At 58.6% G+C, this 15,941-nt stretch carries 14 protein-coding genes; 13 read left to right on the plus strand and 1 reads right to left on the minus strand.

Going from position 1 to position 15,941, the window contains the following annotated elements:
• The coding region (ftsH, locus tag ABHR75_RS05530; RefSeq protein ID WP_346963827.1) for an ATP-dependent zinc metalloprotease FtsH at nt 1-1,315 on the plus strand (1,315 nt) is incomplete at its 5' end.
• Between the two features lie 81 nt (nt 1,316-1,396).
• Nucleotides 1,397-1,852 (plus strand): 2-thiouracil desulfurase family protein, encoded by a 456-nt coding sequence (locus ABHR75_RS05535; RefSeq protein ID WP_346963828.1) that lies wholly within the window; start codon nt 1,397-1,399, stop codon nt 1,850-1,852.
• Between the two features lie 48 nt (nt 1,853-1,900).
• Here ABHR75_RS05535 and ABHR75_RS05540 read toward each other — a convergent pair whose 3' ends face one another.
• Nucleotides 1,901-2,983: an iron-containing alcohol dehydrogenase family protein gene (locus ABHR75_RS05540; protein WP_346963829.1), complete on the minus strand. Its 1,083-nt coding sequence runs from the start codon at nt 2,981-2,983 to the stop codon at nt 1,901-1,903.
• 511 nt (nt 2,984-3,494) lie between these two features.
• On the opposite strand from ABHR75_RS05540, the gene ileS reads away from it, so the two are divergent.
• The 11 genes from ileS (at nt 3,495) to ABHR75_RS05595 (ending at nt 15,937) form a co-directional block, all read left to right on the plus strand.
• A complete protein-coding gene (ileS, locus tag ABHR75_RS05545; RefSeq protein ID WP_192924118.1) occupies nt 3,495-6,272 on the plus strand; it encodes an isoleucine--tRNA ligase in 2,778 nt (925 codons plus the stop codon).
• A 222-nt stretch (nt 6,273-6,494) separates the two neighbouring features.
• Nucleotides 6,495-7,094: a signal peptidase II gene (lspA, locus tag ABHR75_RS05550; RefSeq protein WP_240128075.1), complete on the plus strand. Its 600-nt coding sequence runs from the start codon at nt 6,495-6,497 to the stop codon at nt 7,092-7,094.
• Entirely contained in the window at nt 7,094-8,107 is a 1,014-nt protein-coding gene (locus tag ABHR75_RS05555) for an RluA family pseudouridine synthase (RefSeq protein ID WP_346963830.1), read from the plus strand. The genes lspA and ABHR75_RS05555 overlap by 1 nt, the downstream gene beginning before the upstream one ends.
• A gap of 82 nt (nt 8,108-8,189) precedes the next feature.
• Nucleotides 8,190-9,485, plus strand: a complete 1,296-nt coding sequence (locus ABHR75_RS05560) for a glycosyltransferase family 2 protein (protein ID WP_022094595.1) — start codon at nt 8,190-8,192, stop codon at nt 9,483-9,485.
• Nucleotides 9,486-9,566: 81 nt separating this feature from the next.
• On the plus strand, nt 9,567-9,989 hold the full coding sequence (locus tag ABHR75_RS05565) for a prepilin peptidase (RefSeq protein ID WP_346963831.1): 423 nt from the start codon (nt 9,567-9,569) through the stop codon (nt 9,987-9,989).
• 31 nt (nt 9,990-10,020) lie between these two features.
• Entirely contained in the window at nt 10,021-11,268 is a 1,248-nt protein-coding gene (locus tag ABHR75_RS05570; RefSeq protein WP_346963832.1) for a deoxyguanosinetriphosphate triphosphohydrolase family protein, read from the plus strand.
• A 61-nt stretch (nt 11,269-11,329) separates the two neighbouring features.
• A complete protein-coding gene (locus ABHR75_RS05575) occupies nt 11,330-12,679 on the plus strand; it encodes a replication-associated recombination protein A (protein ID WP_346963833.1) in 1,350 nt (449 codons plus the stop codon).
• A 95-nt stretch (nt 12,680-12,774) separates the two neighbouring features.
• Nucleotides 12,775-13,365, plus strand: coding sequence for a hypothetical protein (locus ABHR75_RS05580; RefSeq protein WP_346963834.1), 591 nt, complete (start codon nt 12,775-12,777; stop codon nt 13,363-13,365).
• Nucleotides 13,358-13,735, plus strand: a complete 378-nt coding sequence (locus ABHR75_RS05585) for a hypothetical protein (RefSeq protein WP_022094590.1) — start codon at nt 13,358-13,360, stop codon at nt 13,733-13,735. The genes ABHR75_RS05580 and ABHR75_RS05585 overlap by 8 nt, the downstream gene beginning before the upstream one ends.
• 1 nt (nt 13,736) lies before the next feature.
• Nucleotides 13,737-14,528, plus strand: coding sequence for an RNA polymerase sigma factor SigF (locus ABHR75_RS05590; RefSeq protein WP_118237452.1), 792 nt, complete (start codon nt 13,737-13,739; stop codon nt 14,526-14,528).
• The gene (locus tag ABHR75_RS05595) at nt 14,525-15,937 is read left to right on the plus strand and encodes an AI-2E family transporter (protein WP_346963835.1); all 1,413 of its coding nucleotides are present in this window, start codon (nt 14,525-14,527) and stop codon (nt 15,935-15,937) included. Before ABHR75_RS05590 ends, ABHR75_RS05595 begins: the two co-directional genes overlap by 4 nt.
• Nucleotides 15,938-15,941: the final 4 nt, after the last annotated feature.

A 15,941-nucleotide genomic window follows, 5' to 3' on the forward strand; every position in this document is an offset into this window, starting at 1 on the left:
CCTCAAGGAGGTCGTCGATTTTCTGGAGAAGCCGCAGCGCTACGAGGAAATCGGCGCAAAGCTGCCGCGCGGTGCTCTCCTTGTCGGCCCTCCGGGTACCGGTAAAACCCTGCTTGCCAAGGCTGTTGCCGGCGAGGCCGGTGTTCCGTTCTTTAGCATTTCGGGCTCTGAGTTCGTTGAGATGTTTGTTGGTCGCGGCGCTGCAAAGGTTCGTGACCTGTTTAAGCAGGCCAAGGAAAAGGCCCCGTGTATCGTCTTTATCGATGAGATCGATACCATCGGTAAGAAGCGCGATGGCGGCGGCTTTAGCGGCAACGACGAGCGCGAGCAGACGCTCAATCAGTTGCTGACCGAGATGGATGGCTTCGATAACCACAAGGGTATCGTTGTCCTTGCCGCAACCAACCGCCCCGACAGTCTCGATCCCGCTCTACTGCGCCCCGGTCGTTTTGACCGCCGCATCCCCGTCGAGTTGCCCGATCTGACCGGCCGTAAGAACATTCTTGAGCTGCATGCTAAGAGCGTGAAGACCGAGCCGCCGATCGATCTGACCGCGATTGCCCGCGCCACGCCCGGTGCCTCGGGCGCCGACCTGGCCAATATCATCAATGAGGGCGCCCTGCGCGCCGTTCGCGAGGGTCGCAAGCGTGCAACCCAGGACGATTTTGAGGAGTCGGTGGAGGTCGTCATCGCCGGTCAGCAGCGCAAGTCCACGGTGCTTTCCGACCACGAGAAGCAGGTCGTTTCCTACCACGAGATCGGCCATGCCATCGTCGCTGCCCGCCAAAAGGGTTCCGCGCCGGTTACCAAGATCACCATCGTGCCGCGCACGAGCGGTGCTCTTGGCTATACCATGCAGGTCGAGGAGGACGAGCGTTTCCTGACGACACGCCAGGAGGTCTTGGACAAGCTTGCCGTCTACTGCGGCGGCCGTGCGGCCGAGGAACTCATCTTTGGCGAGATGACGACCGGTGCCGCCAACGATATCGAGCAGGCCACCAAGCTCGCCCGTAACATGGTGACGCGCTTTGGTATGTCTGATGAGTTTGGCATGATGGCACTCGGTACCGTTCAGAATGCGTACCTTAACCAGGACACGTCGCTCACCTGCGCCCCCGGTACGGCCGAGCGTGTGGACGCGATTGTCGCCAAGCTGATCGAGGACGCGCACGATCGCGCCCTGCAGATCCTCAAGGAGAACAAGTTCAAGCTCCATGAGCTGGCTCGTTATCTGTACAAGAAGGAGACCATCACGGGTGAGGAGTTCATGAACCTCCTCACGCGCGAGAATCCGCTGATGCCCAAGCAACAGTAAAGCCGCGGTCGAGCCAGTAAACGCCGACGCCCCATTTGAGCAGCTTTCTCAAATGGGGCGTTTTGCTTGAGAGGGATGGAAATGAAGATCGTGGTGAGCGCCTGCTTAATGGGTGAGAGCTGCAAGTATAACGGACTCGACAACTATCATCGCGCGTTGGTCGAGGCCTGCGAACGCACGGGGACTGAGGTCTTGTTGGTGTGCCCCGAGGTTTTTGGCGGTCTGCCCACCCCGCGCAAGCCGTCCGAGATCGTTAACGGCGAGGTTCGTACCATCGAGGGCATCTCGGTTAATCGCGAGTTTCGCCTGGGTGCTCAACGTGCGCTCGATATGTGCGAGCAGGCAGGCGGACCGGAAGAGATAGTCGCGTGCATCCTTCAGGACCGCAGCCCCTCGTGCGGTGCGGGTCACATCTACGACGGCACCTTTAGCAGTACGCTCACCGCGGGCAACGGTGTTTTCGTCGACCTGCTCCTGCGCCACGGCTACCGTGTGATCCCGGCAAGCGAGTTCGACCCCAGCATGCTGGAGCAATAAAAAACCACCACAAGGGCACTGCTCCCTTGTGGTGGTTTTGGCCTGGGTCTAGAGCGTGTGGCCGTAGGCGTTGGCGGTCTTGATGGCGGCGGCGAATTTTTCGTCGGTGAAGGGCTCCGGGTTGCCTTGCTTCCACTCGTTGGTGGCGTGCGCGTGCTCGCACAGGGCAGGGATATCGGTCTCGGAAAGCCCGACCTGCTCAAGCGTTACGGGGAGCCCCATCTGCTTGTTGAAGTCAGCATAGCGCTTAAGGTTCTCGGTGTCGCCCGTGTAGGCGAACAACACCAGCACGCCCAGGCTTACGACTTCGCCGTGCAGGTAGGTGCCCTCACGCGGAATGCTGCAGGTGGCGTTGTAGAACGCGTGCGCCACGCTCGAGTTGTAGTAGTAATCGTTCTGGTTGGTCAGGTTCGAGACATAGCCCGTGTTGACCACGATGTCGAGCGCGATCTGCTTGACGGCCTCGCTCGACAGATTCTGACGAACGTCCTCAAGACCCTGAACACCATAGGTAAACAGCGGCTCGGAACAGGTGTGGGCAAGAGCCAGGCCAAGGCCGGCGGTGTGCTCCAGGTCGCCGGCGCTCGTGGCGTACTCGACTTCGGGCTGCTTGGACAGGGCGTCGCCCACGCCGGCCCAGAAGTACTCCGCCGGAGCCTCGGCGATGATCTTGGGATTGATGAAGATGTGCGCCGGTCGGTTGGGGTACGAATAGCCCTCGAGCGATCCATCGTCGTTGTAGACGACGGCAATGGCGGTCGCGGCGGAACAGTTAGAGCAAATCGTCGGCACCGTAAAGACAATCTTCTTGAGCTCGATTGCCGCTGTCTTGACGGTGTCGAGTGCCTTGCCGCCGCCACAGGCGATAAGCACGTCTGCCTGCTGGCAAGCGGGGGAGTTCACGACCTTGGCGATATTGGCGCGCGTACTGTTGGTGCCGTAGACGCGCGTCTCCAGAATCTCGACGTCGGTACCTTCAAGCGCCGCCTCGATGCCCGGCAGCGCCGCAGCTAGGGCTCGCTTGCCACCAATGATGGCGACTTTCTTCGCGCCGTACTCCGCCAGTGCGGCGGGCAGCTCGGTAAAGCAATCCTCGCCGACGGTGTAGTCGCTCATTCCGATTGTGCGCATGGCAGCCTTCTTTCGTTAGTTAAAGTGCTTTCAGGTATTTTGCTCCTAGAGAAGGCTAACGACCACGAGAAATTTCTTACGTATGAAACCAGTGTTGAGGGTTTTTCGCCGGCGCGGAACGTGCTAGCATACTCCGCATAAGCGTTGATGGGGACGAGTAGTCGGCCGTCCGCATGCCACAGAGAGCGGGGAGCGCTGAGAACCCGTGCATGCGACCGATGAAAATCACCCCGGAGCTGCGGTCCCAACGGACGTGCCGCGCAGGCACGTCTTAGTAGATATCGCCGAGATGGTCGTCGATACAGGCCAGCCGAGTAACGGATGCGAGCGCGCGAATACGCGGGCGAGGGCATCTAAGCTGGGTGGTTAAACGAAGAGCTTTTGCGGGCATACAGCCCGTTTTTGTGGCGCTTCGTCCCAGCTTGTAGGGACGGGCGCTTTTTTGGTGCCCAACGGGCGTGCGCGCCCACGACATGAAAGGGGTACCGTGGCAAACGAGTACAAGCAGACGATGAATCTGCCCAAAACCGGTTTTCCCATGCGTGCCGGTCTTTCCAAGTCCGAGCCCAAGCGACTCAAGGACTGGCAGGACAACAAGGTCTACGAGCAGGTTCTGAAGAAGAACGAGGGTCACAAGAAGTTCGTGCTGCACGACGGCCCTCCGTACGCCAACGGCCCGATCCACATCGGCCACGCCATGAACAAGATCTCCAAGGACATGATCAACCGCTACTGGATGATGCAGGGCTATGAGGTTCCCTATGTCCCCGGTTGGGACTGCCATGGCCAGCCGATCGAGCATAAAGTCGAGGAGAAGCTCGGCACCGAGAAGTTCAACCAGACCTCCACGGCTAAGATCCGCGAGCTTTGCAACAAGTTCGCTGTCGAGAACATCGAGCTGCAGAAGGCCGGCTTCCGTCGCCTGGGCGTGCTCGGCGATTGGGACAACCCCTATCTGACGCTCTATCACCAGCATGACGCCGCCGACATCGAGGTTTTCAAGGCCATGTTCGACAAGGGCATGATCTATCGCGGCCACAAGCCGGTTCACTGGTGCAAGCACTGCCACACCGCACTTGCTGAGGCCGAGATTGAGTACTCCGACGAGACGAGCCCGTCCATCTTCGTGCGCTTTGAGATGACCTCCAAGCCCGCCGGCCTCGAGAACTTCGACGGCCCGGTTGACTTTATCATCTGGACGACCACGCCGTGGACCATCCCCTCCGACCAGGCAGTTTCCCTCAAGCCCGGCGCCGCCTATGTCGCCGTTGAGCACGAGGGTCGTGCCGAGGTCATGCTCGAGGACCTGGCTCCCAAGTGCTGCGAGGAGTTTGGTTGGGAGTACACCCCGGTTATGGTCGACGGTAAGCCCTATGTGGTTCCCGCCGAGACCTTCCACCACATCCACTACAAGCAGCCGATCTTTGACGGTGTTGAGGGCGTGGCGCTGCTGGCCGATTACGTCGGTGTCGATGACGGTACCGGTATCGTCCACAACTCGCCCGGCCACGGCGTCGACGACTACTTTGCCTGCCTCAAGGAGGGCATTACCGACATCTGCATGCCGGTCGATGATGACGGCAAGTTCTACACCGGCGAGGAGTTTGGCACCGGTGGTCCCTTCAGCGGCATGGATACCGATGAGGCCAACCCGCACATCATCGAGTTCCTGCGCGAGCGCGGCACCCTGGTCCTCGAGAAGAAGATCACGCACAGCTATCCGCACTGCTGGCGCTGCAAACACCCGGTGCTCTTCCGTGCTACTGACCAGTGGTTTGTCTCGATGGACAAGACCGGCTTGCGTGAGCAGGCTGGCAAGGAGGTTCGCGAGAACGTCAAGTGGTATCCGGCTCACGCCGCCAACCGCATCGGCGCCATGGTCGAGCAGCGTCCCGACTGGTGCATTAGCCGTCAGCGCAACTGGGGTGTGCCTATCCCCAGCTACACCTGCGCCGACTGCGGCGAGAAGGTCATGAACGACGCTACGCTCGACGCCGTCATCAAGCTCTTCCACGAGAAGGGCTCTGACGCCTGGTTCACCGACGCTCCCGAGAGCTACCTGGGCGAGGCCTGCGTCTGCCCCAAGTGCGGCGGTCATCACCTCAAGGCCGATAAGGACATCCTCGACGTGTGGTGGGATTCCGGCGTGTCTTGGAAGGCCGTCTGCGAGTATCGCCCTGAGCTTGAGTACCCGGCGGACGTGTATCTTGAGGGCTCCGACCAGCACCGCGGTTGGTTCCAGAGCTCGCTGCTCACCTCGGTGGGTGCCAACGGCCATGCTCCGTACAAGGCGGTCGTCTCGCAGGGCTTCACACTCGATGGTCAGGGCCGCAAGATGTCCAAGTCGCTCGGCAATGTTATCGACCCCAATAAGGTCTGCGACGAGATGGGCGCTGATATCATCCGTCTGTGGGTTGCCTCCGTCGACACCAGCTCTGACGTCTCCATCGACCACGAGATTCTCGCTCGTACGTCCGATGCCTACCGTCGTTTCCGCAACACGCTGCGCTTCCTGCTCTCCGAGCTCGAGGGTCAGTTTGAGCCCGAGACCGACGGCGTCGCCTTTGCCGACCTGCTGCCGCTCGACAAGCTCATGGTTGCCCGCCTGACTCAGGTTCAGGCCGAGGTCGACGACGCTTACTCTTGCTACGAGTTCCCGCGCGCTTACCGTGCGCTTTATGACTTCGTGGTTACCGAGCTTTCCAACGTGTACCTCGACGCCCTGAAGGACCGTCTGTACTGCGATAAGCCCGGCTCGCTCGAGCGCCGCAGCGCCCAGACCGTGCTGGCCGAGCTCTTCTCGATGCTCATGCGCGACCTGCAGCCGATCCTGTCCTACACGGTTGACGAGGCCATGGCATATGCGCCCGCTGGCTGCGTCGATCACCAGAAGTACGCCGCGCTGCTCGATTGGTACAAGTCGCCCATCACGGTCGACGAGGCCAATGAGTTCGAGGGCGTGCTCGAGGCTTCGCTCGAGCTCCGTAGCGCCGTGACCAAGGCCCTTGAGGATGCCCGTTCTGCCGGCACCTTCACCAAGAGCCAGCAGGTCCGCGTCAAGGCGGTCGTTCCCGCCGAGATGTACGCGCTGCTGACCGGTGATAAGGCCGTCGACCTGGCCGAGTTCTACATCGTCTCCGATGTTGAGCTGACCCAGGGCGAGGAACTCTCCGTTGCCATTGAAGCTGCCGAGGGCGAGTGCTGCGACCGTTGCTGGAACTACCGCACCACCGTCGGCGAGTACAACGGCCACGCACATATCTGCGAGAGGTGTGCGAATGCCCTTTAAGGCACGGTAACTCGGCATTTTAGTTATAGGTAGAATTTGGGCGCCTTCGGCCCATTTGCTCCGCTGAATAAAAGCGGCATTCTGTTTTTCGGAATGCCGCTTTCTTTTTATGCTGGTTATTTCGCTTGTGTTGGTGGATATGTCGTGCGCTCTGCATGTGGCAATATAAGATGGATAATTGCGTTAAACGGAATTCGATTGTTCTGAGGGCAGGGGATTGATTTGGGTCGTACTGGGGATATGACGCCGCCTTTGCGTTGGCGGTTGGGTGTTGCTGGTGGGGTGGCGCTGGTTGTGCTGCTTGTTGACCAGCTGACCAAGCTTGCGGTTCGTGCCGTGGGCGACGCTTTGCATGTGACTGTTATCCCCGGTGTGATCGACTTTCTATTTGTCCGCAATATCGGAGCCGCCTTTAGCATGGGCGAGGGTCATGGCGTCGCGTTCGCTGTGTTGGCGCTTGCGGTCATTGTCGCCATTGCCGTGTACTTGCTCCGTGCGCCTCAGCTCGCTCGTCTTGAGGTGGTAGGCATGGCTATGGTTGCGGGTGGCGCCATCGGCAACGCGATCGACCGTCTGGCTTTTGGCTTTGTGACCGATTTTATTGCCACCACTTTCATCGACTTCCCTGTCTTTAACGTGGCCGATATCGGCATTACCGCGGGCGTCGTGCTCGCACTCATCGGGTACATGTTCTTGAGTCCCGCTGCTCGCGAGGTCGATGCGACCGCTGAGCTCAACGCCCGTGACGAAGCCCGCGCCAAACGCAAAGCCAAACAGCGTGGGGAGCGTGCCCGCAAGATTCGCGAAAGGAATGAGCGTTAATGGCCGACATCCATATTCTTGTTGCCGACGATTGCTCTGGCCAGCGTCTTGACGCCTATTTGGGCGCCAACGATGGCTGTCCCACGCGCTCTGCCTGCGCGCATCTGATCGAGGGAGGCGCCGTTGCCGTCAACGGTGAGACTTGTCTCTCTAAAAAGTACGCCGTACGCGCCGGCGATCGCATCTCGGTCGACTTGCCCGAGCCGCACGACCCGACCGACGTGATTCCCGAGGCCATTCCCCTCGATATCCGCTACGAGGACGACTACCTTATCGTGCTCTCCAAGCAGCGGGGCCTGGTGTGCCATCCCGCCCATGGCCACGAGAGCGGCACCCTTGCGAACGCTCTGGTCTACCACTGCGGCATCGACCATCTGGGTACCGTACAGGGTGAGGACCGCCCCGGGATCGTGCATCGTTTGGATCGCGATACCTCGGGTCTCATGCTTGCGGCAAAGGACGACGACACGCAGCGCGCGCTTCAAAATCTCATTCGCACGCGCACGCTCGATCGTCGCTATATCACGCTTGTCCACGGGCACATCGCCATGGACGAGGGCACCATCAATACCGGTATTGCCCGTTCCACGCGCGACCGCGTCAAGATGGCGGTTTCGGACGATCCTTTCGCGCGTCAGGCCATTACGACCTTTAAGGTCCTTGAGCGCTTTGATTCCACGCGTTTTGATGACGGCTATACGCTCGTCGAGTGCCACCTGTTTACGGGCCGCACACATCAGATTCGCGTGCATATGCGCCATATCAACCATGCCTGCGTGGGCGATCCGCTCTACGGCAAGTGCGATGCACGCGCCGATCAGGGTCTGACCAGGCAATTCCTTCATTCCTGGCGCGTCACATTCGACCATCCCGTGACGGGGGAGCGTATTGAGTGCCGCGATGAGCTGCCGTGGGATCTTGCCGCGGTTCTCGACGACCTGGCTCCTCGCTCACTCGGTCGTACTGCCGCTGGCGACGAAATCGTTCCGCAGCTCGGTCTTCTCGAAGTCTAGCCAGTATTAGGTGGTTTCTTGAACTCGATTAGCCTGCGGTAAGATATACGGTTGTTTACGTAACGCGTTCTCGGGAGCCTGCATGCTCGCCTTTTTACAAACCAACACACCTATTGTGATCTTCAACCAGATTGTCGTCACGCTGCTCACGGTCTGCTTTCTGTACCAGGTGGTCTTCTTTGTCATTGGCGCTCTTCGTGGCGAGGTCGCGCCTCCTAAGGCCAAAAAACTCCATCGCTATGCTTTCTTTATCGCGGCGCATAATGAGGAGGCCGTGATTGCCAACCTCGTTCGCTCCATCAAGGACCAGGATTATCCGTCCGAGCTTATCGAGGTCTTCGTGGTCGCCGATGCCTGCACCGACAACACGGCGCAGCTCGCGCGCGAGGCGGGCGCCATCGTTTATGAGCGCAACGACCTGGCCCGCAAGGGTAAGAGCTGGGTCATGGACTTTGGTTTTGACCGCATCCTTAACGAGTATCCCGACACGTTTGAGGGCTACTTTATTTTCGATGCTGATAACGTCATATCCCGCGATTACGTGTCCAAGATGAACGATGCCTTTGACCAGGGATTCCATGTGGTCACGAGCTATCGCAACTCCAAGAACTTTGGCAGCTCGTGGATCTCGGCAGCTAATGCTACCTGGTATTTGCGCGAGGCGCGCTTTCTCAACAACGCGCGCAATATCTGCAAGACTTCTTGCGCTGTCTCGGGTTCGGGCTACCTCATCTCCGCCAGTGTTATCGAGGGCATGCACGGCTGGCAGTTCCACACGCTGACCGAGGATATTCAGTTCACCACGTTCTGCGCCATTCACGGCATTCGCATTGGCTATGCGCCGGCGGAGTTCTTTGACGAACAGCCCGTGACGTTCAAGGCATCCTGGAAACAGCGCATGCGCTGGACCAAGGGCTTCTACCAGGTCTTTTTTACCTATGGCAAGCATCTTGTCAAATCGACGTTCCGCTACCATCGCTTTGCCGCCTACGACATGTTCATGACGATCGCCCCGGGTATGCTGCTGTCGCTCATCTCGATGCTCGCCAATGCGACGTTCCTGATCGTGGGTGGACTCTCGCACGGCTTTTTGGCTACCGAAGTCGAGATGCAGGCCTGTGCCGCGTCGCTCATTATGACCTTTGCCATGATGTACCAGACCTTCTTTATCCTGGCGCTGCTCACGACTATCTTTGAGTACAAGCATATTCACTGCGCGCAAAAGTGGCGTCTGGTGACTAACCTGTTTACCTTCCCGATCTTTATGTTCAGCTATATCCCCATCACGGTGGCCGCGCTGTTCCTGAAGGTCGACTGGGTTCCTACCCAGCATGCCGTAAACGTCACCCTCGACGAGGTCATGCAAGGCGCCAAATAACCACCACCAAAACCACCGCAAAGGGGACAGGCACCTTTGTGGTGGTTTTTGCTTTTGCGATGCAGCTCGAGGAGGCGTCCGATGGTCTATATCCCGTTTTGGATTTGCATCTTTGCCGGCGTGGCAATTGATGCCCGAGAGCGACGGTTTCCCAATGGGCTTGCCGGCGCATGTGCGGTGGCGGCTCTTGCAGGCGTCTGGCTCGACCTCGGTTTGAACACAGCGCTTGACCACGCGGGTCTTGCCGTCATTGTGTATCTTGCTCTCGTGCTGACTGAGTCCCTCTGGCGTCGTCTTCGCCAAATCCCGGGCATCGGCATGGGGGATGCCAAGGCGCTCTTCGCGCTTTGCACGCTCGACCCTATGGGTGGCATCGTGGCATTTGCCGTCGCACTCCTGGCTCTGGCCCTTTCCTGCCTCTTCACAAAATCGCGCTCCCTGCCATTGCTCCCGTTTTTAGTGCCGATTTTTGCCATAATCGAGGTCGTGGGCTGCACTTTGTAACCGATTGCGCATCCTTTTTAAGGAGCATGCCATGGAATCTAATCAAGAAACGGCCGTCATTAAGGCGCGCATGGACCGTATTCCCTCGGCGTTGTCGCCCGAGCTTGTCGAGCGCATTGCCGCCGATCGTGCTTCGGGCTATGTCAACTCGTATCGTTGCAACGATGATCAGGTCATTCGTCGTATTGATCGCGCCGCCGACAAAGGCACGCTTATGCGTCCGGCGTTTATGCGCGATACCGAAAAGATACTTCATCTTCCGGCGTACACCCGTTATGCAGGCAAAACGCAGGTCTTTAGCTTCCGTAGCAATGATGATCTTTCACGCCGCGGTTTGCACGTACAGCTTGTCTCCCGCATTGCGCGCGATATCGGTCGCGCCCTGGGGCTCAATTGCAATCTGATCGAGGCGATTGGCCTGGGTCACGACTTGGGACACACGCCTTTCGGCCATGCCGGCGAGCGCTTCCTCAACGATATCTATCATGAGCGCACGGGGCGTTATTTTTTCCATAACGTGCAGTCGGTCCGCGTGCTCGACGCGTTGTATGGCCGCAACGTGTCGCTCCAGACGCTCGACGGCGTGCTATGCCATAACGGCGAGTACGAGCAGCGTGTGTTTGAGCTCTCGGACATGGGCTCCTTTGACCAGTTTGACCAGACGGTTGAGGATTGCATTGCCACGGGCTATAGCGCAATTGAGCATCTGCGTCCCATGACGCTCGAGGGCTGCGTCGTTCGCATCTCGGATATTCTTGCCTACGTCGGTCGTGACCGTCAGGATGCGATCGCGGCGGGCCTGCTGTCACCCGACGCTTTTGATGATGGCCGGGGCGGTGCCTACAACAGTTGGATCCTTACGCACGCTTCCATCGATATCGTTGAGCACAGCTATGGTAAGCCGCGCATCGAGATGAGCGAGGACCTGTTTGAGGAAATCCGCCGAGCCAAGCGCGAGAACTACGAGAAGATCTATAGCAAGGGCGGTATCGAAGGCGATTCCGAGGTGGAGCTGCGCGAGGCGTTCGAAAAGCTCTACGACCGTTGCCTGCGGGATCTAAACAGTGGTGACGAGTCCTCTTACATCTTTAAGCACCATATTTCGCGCATTGAGCAGCAGCTTTCCTACTACGATCGCACCTATGCCTGGCAGGAGAACAAGGATCAAGCCGTGGTGGATTATATCGCGAGCATGACGGACGGTTATTTCTGCGAACTGACGAGCAAGCTGTTCCCGGGTCTAAAGTTTCCGCATCGTACCTATATTAACGAACGGTAGTTCGTATCCTTTCGGTATACTGGTTAGTTGAAAACGTTTTTGATTGATACACGGGATGGCTATGGACGACCTTTTTTCTGCTTCGACGCGCGAGCGTTCCTTTCAGAATGCGCCGCTTGCGGTGCGTATGCGCCCCAATTCGCTCGACGAGTATGTGGGCCAGCAAAAGGCCGTCGGTAATGGCTCATGGTTGCGTGCCGCGATCGAACACGACGTGCTTTCCAGTGTGATTTTGTATGGGCCGGCTGGTACGGGTAAGACGACGCTGGCCCATATTATCGCCAACCATACTAAGAGCGAGTTTGTCGAGGTCAGCGCTGTGACGGGCACCGTGAAGGACTTGCGCCGCGTGATTGATGAGGCCAAGACGCGCCTGAATACCTACGACCGCCGCACCATTCTATTCATCGATGAGATTCACCGCTTCTCTAAGTCGCAGCAGGATGCTCTGCTGCATGCAGTTGAGAACCGTACCGTCATTATGATTGGCGCCACGACGGAGAATCCGTACTTCGAGGTCAACTCGGCATTGCTCTCGCGCGGTCGCGTGGTGGAACTTGAGCATCTTAAAGACGAGGATATCGCCACGCTTATTGAGCGTGCGCTCGAGGCGCCGCAGGGTTTGAACGGTAAGTTCTCGGCCGATGAGGATACGGTTAAGACCATTTGCACGCTGGCAGCGGGTGACGCTCGATCGGCGCTCACGACGCTTGAGCTTGCGAGCGAGATTGCCGTCACACGTCCCGATACGGAAGGGACGCCAGCGCCGGCGGCGGGGGAGCGCTATCCCATCACTGTTGACGACGTGAAGATTGCCAATCCACGTCGTGGCTTTTCGTATGACAAAAACGGTGACATGCACTACGACATCATCAGTGCGTTTATCAAGTCCATGCGCGGAAGCGACCCCGATGCCACGATCTATTGGCTCGCGCGCATGATTGACGCGGGGGAGGATCCCAAGTTTATCGCTCGTCGCATTATGATTCAGGCTTCTGAGGACGTTGGCAACGCCGACCCGCAGGCGCTTTTGGTGGCACATGCCGCGTTTAAGTCTGCCGAGGTCATTGGCTATCCCGAGTGCCGCATTAACCTGGCTCAGGCTGCGCTCTATGTGTGCCTGGCGCCTAAGTCCAACGCGTGCGAGGCTTCGATCGATGCGGCGTTGGCCGATATTCATTCCAGTGGGCTGCGCGAGGTGCCGAGCTATCTGCGCGATCGTCATCGTCCGGGTAGCGACGAATACGGTGTGTATAAGTATCCGCATGATTATCCCGAAGGCTGGGTCGATCAGCGCTATTTGCCCGAGGGGCTGGAGCGCGGTGCGTTTTGGCAGCCTGCCGGCCGCGGCTGGGAAGAGTGGCGCGTAGAGCAAAGCGAACGCGACCGTAGCGGAAACGCGCCCAAGTAGGTCCTTGGGACCTCGCACATTCCCTTTGGGTATCTTTCCCCTTCTTTGGGGTACCATGAAAAGCGTCTGTATTTCGATTCCTTCGGGAGGCTTGTATGAGTCCCATTCAAATCGCCCTGCTGCTGCTCGCCGTTGCCGGCGTGTGGGCTGTTATCGAGCTCGCGCTTACGCTGCGCAAGACCCGCACCGTCGTTGATTCGCTCGACAAGATGGTGAGCGACCTTAACAACACCATCGCCGAGGCACAGCCGGTGGTAGCAAAGCTCGATGGCGCTGTCGATGAGCTCACCCCAGCGTTGGCTCAGGTTGAGCCGCTCCTCAAGTCGAGCAAGACCGCCGTCGACGCCCTTACCTCCAATCTCGTAGAGGTCGAAGCTGTGGTTCGCGACATTTCCGAGGTTACGGGCAGCGTGGCCGAGGCCAGCAATGCCGTATCGAGCGTGACTGATTCTGCTGCTGGTGCCGTGCAGAAACTCTTTAACAAGGTGAAGGCTCCCGCGGCCGACGCCGAGCGCAAGCTTTCCGCAGCCGCCGAAGCCGAGCAGCCGACCGAGCGTGTCCTGATTGGCGAAGCCGGGGACGATACCGCTGCTGGTGACGATGATGCGCAGAAGCCTGCGGCTAAAGCAGCCCAGTATTATACCTATACGCCCGCCGAGACCTCCGAGGAGTCCTGCGATGAGTAGCGAAGCAACTTGCCCCATCACGCTGACTGTTGCCGGGGATCCGCGTCTGGCGCGCCTTGTGCGCATGACGGCGGCAAATGTCGGTGCGCTGTGCTCTATGTCCGTCGATCGCATCGAGGATATCCGTATGGCTGCCGAGGAGGCCTTCATCTTTGGCTGCACGGCCGTTGATTCTGACGACATTTCGATCAAATTCGACGTCGACGAATCGCACGTGGGCATGACCTTTACCTTTGGTGACCAGGCGACTGTCGATGAGGATGATCAGGCTGCCGTGTATGCCGAGCTCATTCTGGCAAGCGTGTGCGATTCCTACGAAAAGACTGCGGCGCCCCTGACGCTTTCCCTCGACCTCAAGGCGGATATCTAATATGACCGAACGTTCCCGGAGCGGTAAGACCGCTTGGGACAAGGAGAAAACCCGCGAGCTGTTTCGTCGCTACAAAGAGACCGGTGATCCGGACGCACGTGAGCAGCTCGTCATGTCCCATATGAACCTGGTAAGGTTTCTTGCCAACAAATTTAAGAACCGCGGCGAGCCGCTCGACGACCTCATGCAGGTCGGCTATCTGGGTTTGCTCAAAGCTATCGACCGCTTTGACCCCGAGCGCGGACTCGAGTTCACGACGTTTGCCACGCCTACCATCCTGGGCGAGATTAAGCGTCACTTCCGTGATAAGGGCTGGAGCGTGCGCGTGCCGCGCCGTTTGCAGGAGCTTTCTGCCAAGGTTAACCAAGCTACCGACAAGCTCACTAACGAGCTGCAGCGCTCGCCTAAGGTTGAAGAAATCGCTGAGTACCTGGGTGTGACCGTCGACGAGGTGCTGGAGGCCATGGAATCGTCTTCGGCCTATACCTCGGTGCCCATCGAGGCTCCTGGCGCGTCCGATTCCGATGATGCCCCCTCGATTCTCGACCGCTATGCCGATGACGACAACGAGCTCGATTTTACCGATGACCGCCTGGTGATCGAGGAAGCCATCCGCGATTTCTCGCCGCGTGAGCGTGAGGTTATCGAGCTGCGCTTTGTGAAGGGCATGACCCAGATCGAGATCGCTAAGAAGTTGGGTATCTCGCAGGTGCAGGTTTCGCGCCTGCTGCGCCGTACCCTTAAGAAGATACAGGACAAGATCGACCCCGACGGAGTGATGGTTCGTTCATGATTGAGCACCCCCAACAAACCGACCGCACGCTGCGCGATACTCGTATTCTGACGCTTCGCATTTGGGCTGTCGTCGGCAGCATTGTCATCGCAGCCGTCATCTTTAACCTCATGGGTATCCTGGCGCCGGTTATCGAGTTTCTCGCTGTCGGTTCCATCATCGCTTTTGTGATGTCGCCGATCACTAACTGGCTCGAGCATCACGGCGTCAACCGTGGCATCGGTTCGCTCATCGCGCTGATCGTGGTTGTGTCAGTGCTCGTCGGCGTCGTCTGCATCCTGTCGCCTATTTTGCTCGGTCAGATTATGGAAGTCCTGAGCCGTCTGCCTGAGCAGCTTCGCGTTGCGGGCGGTGATCTCAACGAGATGATTTCGCACGCTAAGACGCTCAACAACACGCCGCTCAAGGAGTACCTGGACGATAATCTGTCCTCGCTGGTTACTGTGGCGTCCAAGTACGTATCGCAAATCGCCGCTGAGCTCGGACGCGGCGTGTTCCCGCTTATTACCAACACGGCCTCGCAGCTGTTCGTAATCTTCCTGGGTTTGGTGCTTGCCTACTGGCTTGCCTGCGATTATCCCCGTATGCACCACGAGGTCTGTACCATCATCGGACAGGAAAAAGAGACCTCGTACCGCTTTATGGTCGCGATTCTTTCGCGCTCGGTCGGCGGTTATATGCGCGGCATGGTCGTGACGTCCATATGCGGTGGCATCCTCGCCTTTATCGGCTTTACGCTCATTGGCCATCCCTACGCGGCACTCATGGCCATCTTTACCGGCATCATGCACTTGGTCCCGGTTGTCGGTCCCTGGGTAAGCGCGGCTATCGCCACGGTGCTTGGCTTTATGTTCAGCCCCATGCTGGCGTTGTGGACGCTCGTTGTGACCATGGTGGCTCAAAACGTCACCGATAACGTCATTTCACCTAAGGTCATGCAGAGCTCGGTGCAGGTGCATCCCATCATGAGTTTGACTGCGCTCGTTATTGGCTCGGCGCTTATGGGTCCCATCGGTATGGCCATCGCCATTCCGCTTTGCGCGGCCCTCAAGGGCATTTTCGTCTACTACTTTGAGAACGAGACCGGCCGTCAGCTCGTGGCATACGACGGCGCTGTGTTTAAGGGCACGCCGTATCGCGATGCCGAGGGTAACCCGGTCGCCGCCTACGACGCGCTTGGAGACGATACGTTCATTTACGAGTCCGAGCTCATCGGCAACGAGACCGCGCCCGAGGCCCAGGCGATGCCCAAGCCCGAGCTCGAGAATCCCTGGATCAAGCTCTCGGGCCTGCAGCCCGATGCGACGAGCTTTTTCAAGAATCCCTTCGCCAAGGACGATGACTCCAACTCGGACGACGATACCAAAACCGGCATCGACGGCTCCATGGACGATTCGGATTCCAAATAGTCAC

This window comes from Collinsella aerofaciens (assembly GCF_039752955.1).
In the GTDB taxonomy this organism is placed as follows: domain Bacteria; phylum Actinomycetota; class Coriobacteriia; order Coriobacteriales; family Coriobacteriaceae; genus Collinsella; species Collinsella aerofaciens_BI.

Excerpts from the sequence above, each read along its gene's own strand:
- ABHR75_RS05535 (WP_346963828.1), top strand. The coding sequence starts at position 1,397 with ATGAAGATCGTGGTGAGCGCCTGCTTAATGGGTGAGAGCTGCAAGTAT.
- ABHR75_RS05540 (WP_346963829.1), bottom strand. The coding sequence starts at position 2,983 with ATGCGCACAATCGGAATGAGCGACTACACCGTCGGCGAGGATTGCTTT.
- ileS (WP_192924118.1), top strand. The coding sequence starts at position 3,495 with ATGAATCTGCCCAAAACCGGTTTTCCCATGCGTGCCGGTCTTTCCAAG.
- ABHR75_RS05555 (WP_346963830.1), top strand. The coding sequence starts at position 7,094 with ATGGCCGACATCCATATTCTTGTTGCCGACGATTGCTCTGGCCAGCGT.
- ABHR75_RS05560 (WP_022094595.1), top strand. The coding sequence starts at position 8,190 with ATGCTCGCCTTTTTACAAACCAACACACCTATTGTGATCTTCAACCAG.
- ABHR75_RS05565 (WP_346963831.1), top strand. The coding sequence starts at position 9,567 with ATGGTCTATATCCCGTTTTGGATTTGCATCTTTGCCGGCGTGGCAATT.
- ABHR75_RS05570 (WP_346963832.1), top strand. The coding sequence starts at position 10,021 with ATGGAATCTAATCAAGAAACGGCCGTCATTAAGGCGCGCATGGACCGT.
- ABHR75_RS05575 (WP_346963833.1), top strand. The coding sequence starts at position 11,330 with ATGGACGACCTTTTTTCTGCTTCGACGCGCGAGCGTTCCTTTCAGAAT.
- ABHR75_RS05580 (WP_346963834.1), top strand. The coding sequence starts at position 12,775 with ATGAGTCCCATTCAAATCGCCCTGCTGCTGCTCGCCGTTGCCGGCGTG.
- ABHR75_RS05585 (WP_022094590.1), top strand. The coding sequence starts at position 13,358 with ATGAGTAGCGAAGCAACTTGCCCCATCACGCTGACTGTTGCCGGGGAT.
- ABHR75_RS05590 (WP_118237452.1), top strand. The coding sequence starts at position 13,737 with ATGACCGAACGTTCCCGGAGCGGTAAGACCGCTTGGGACAAGGAGAAA.
- ABHR75_RS05595 (WP_346963835.1), top strand. The coding sequence starts at position 14,525 with ATGATTGAGCACCCCCAACAAACCGACCGCACGCTGCGCGATACTCGT.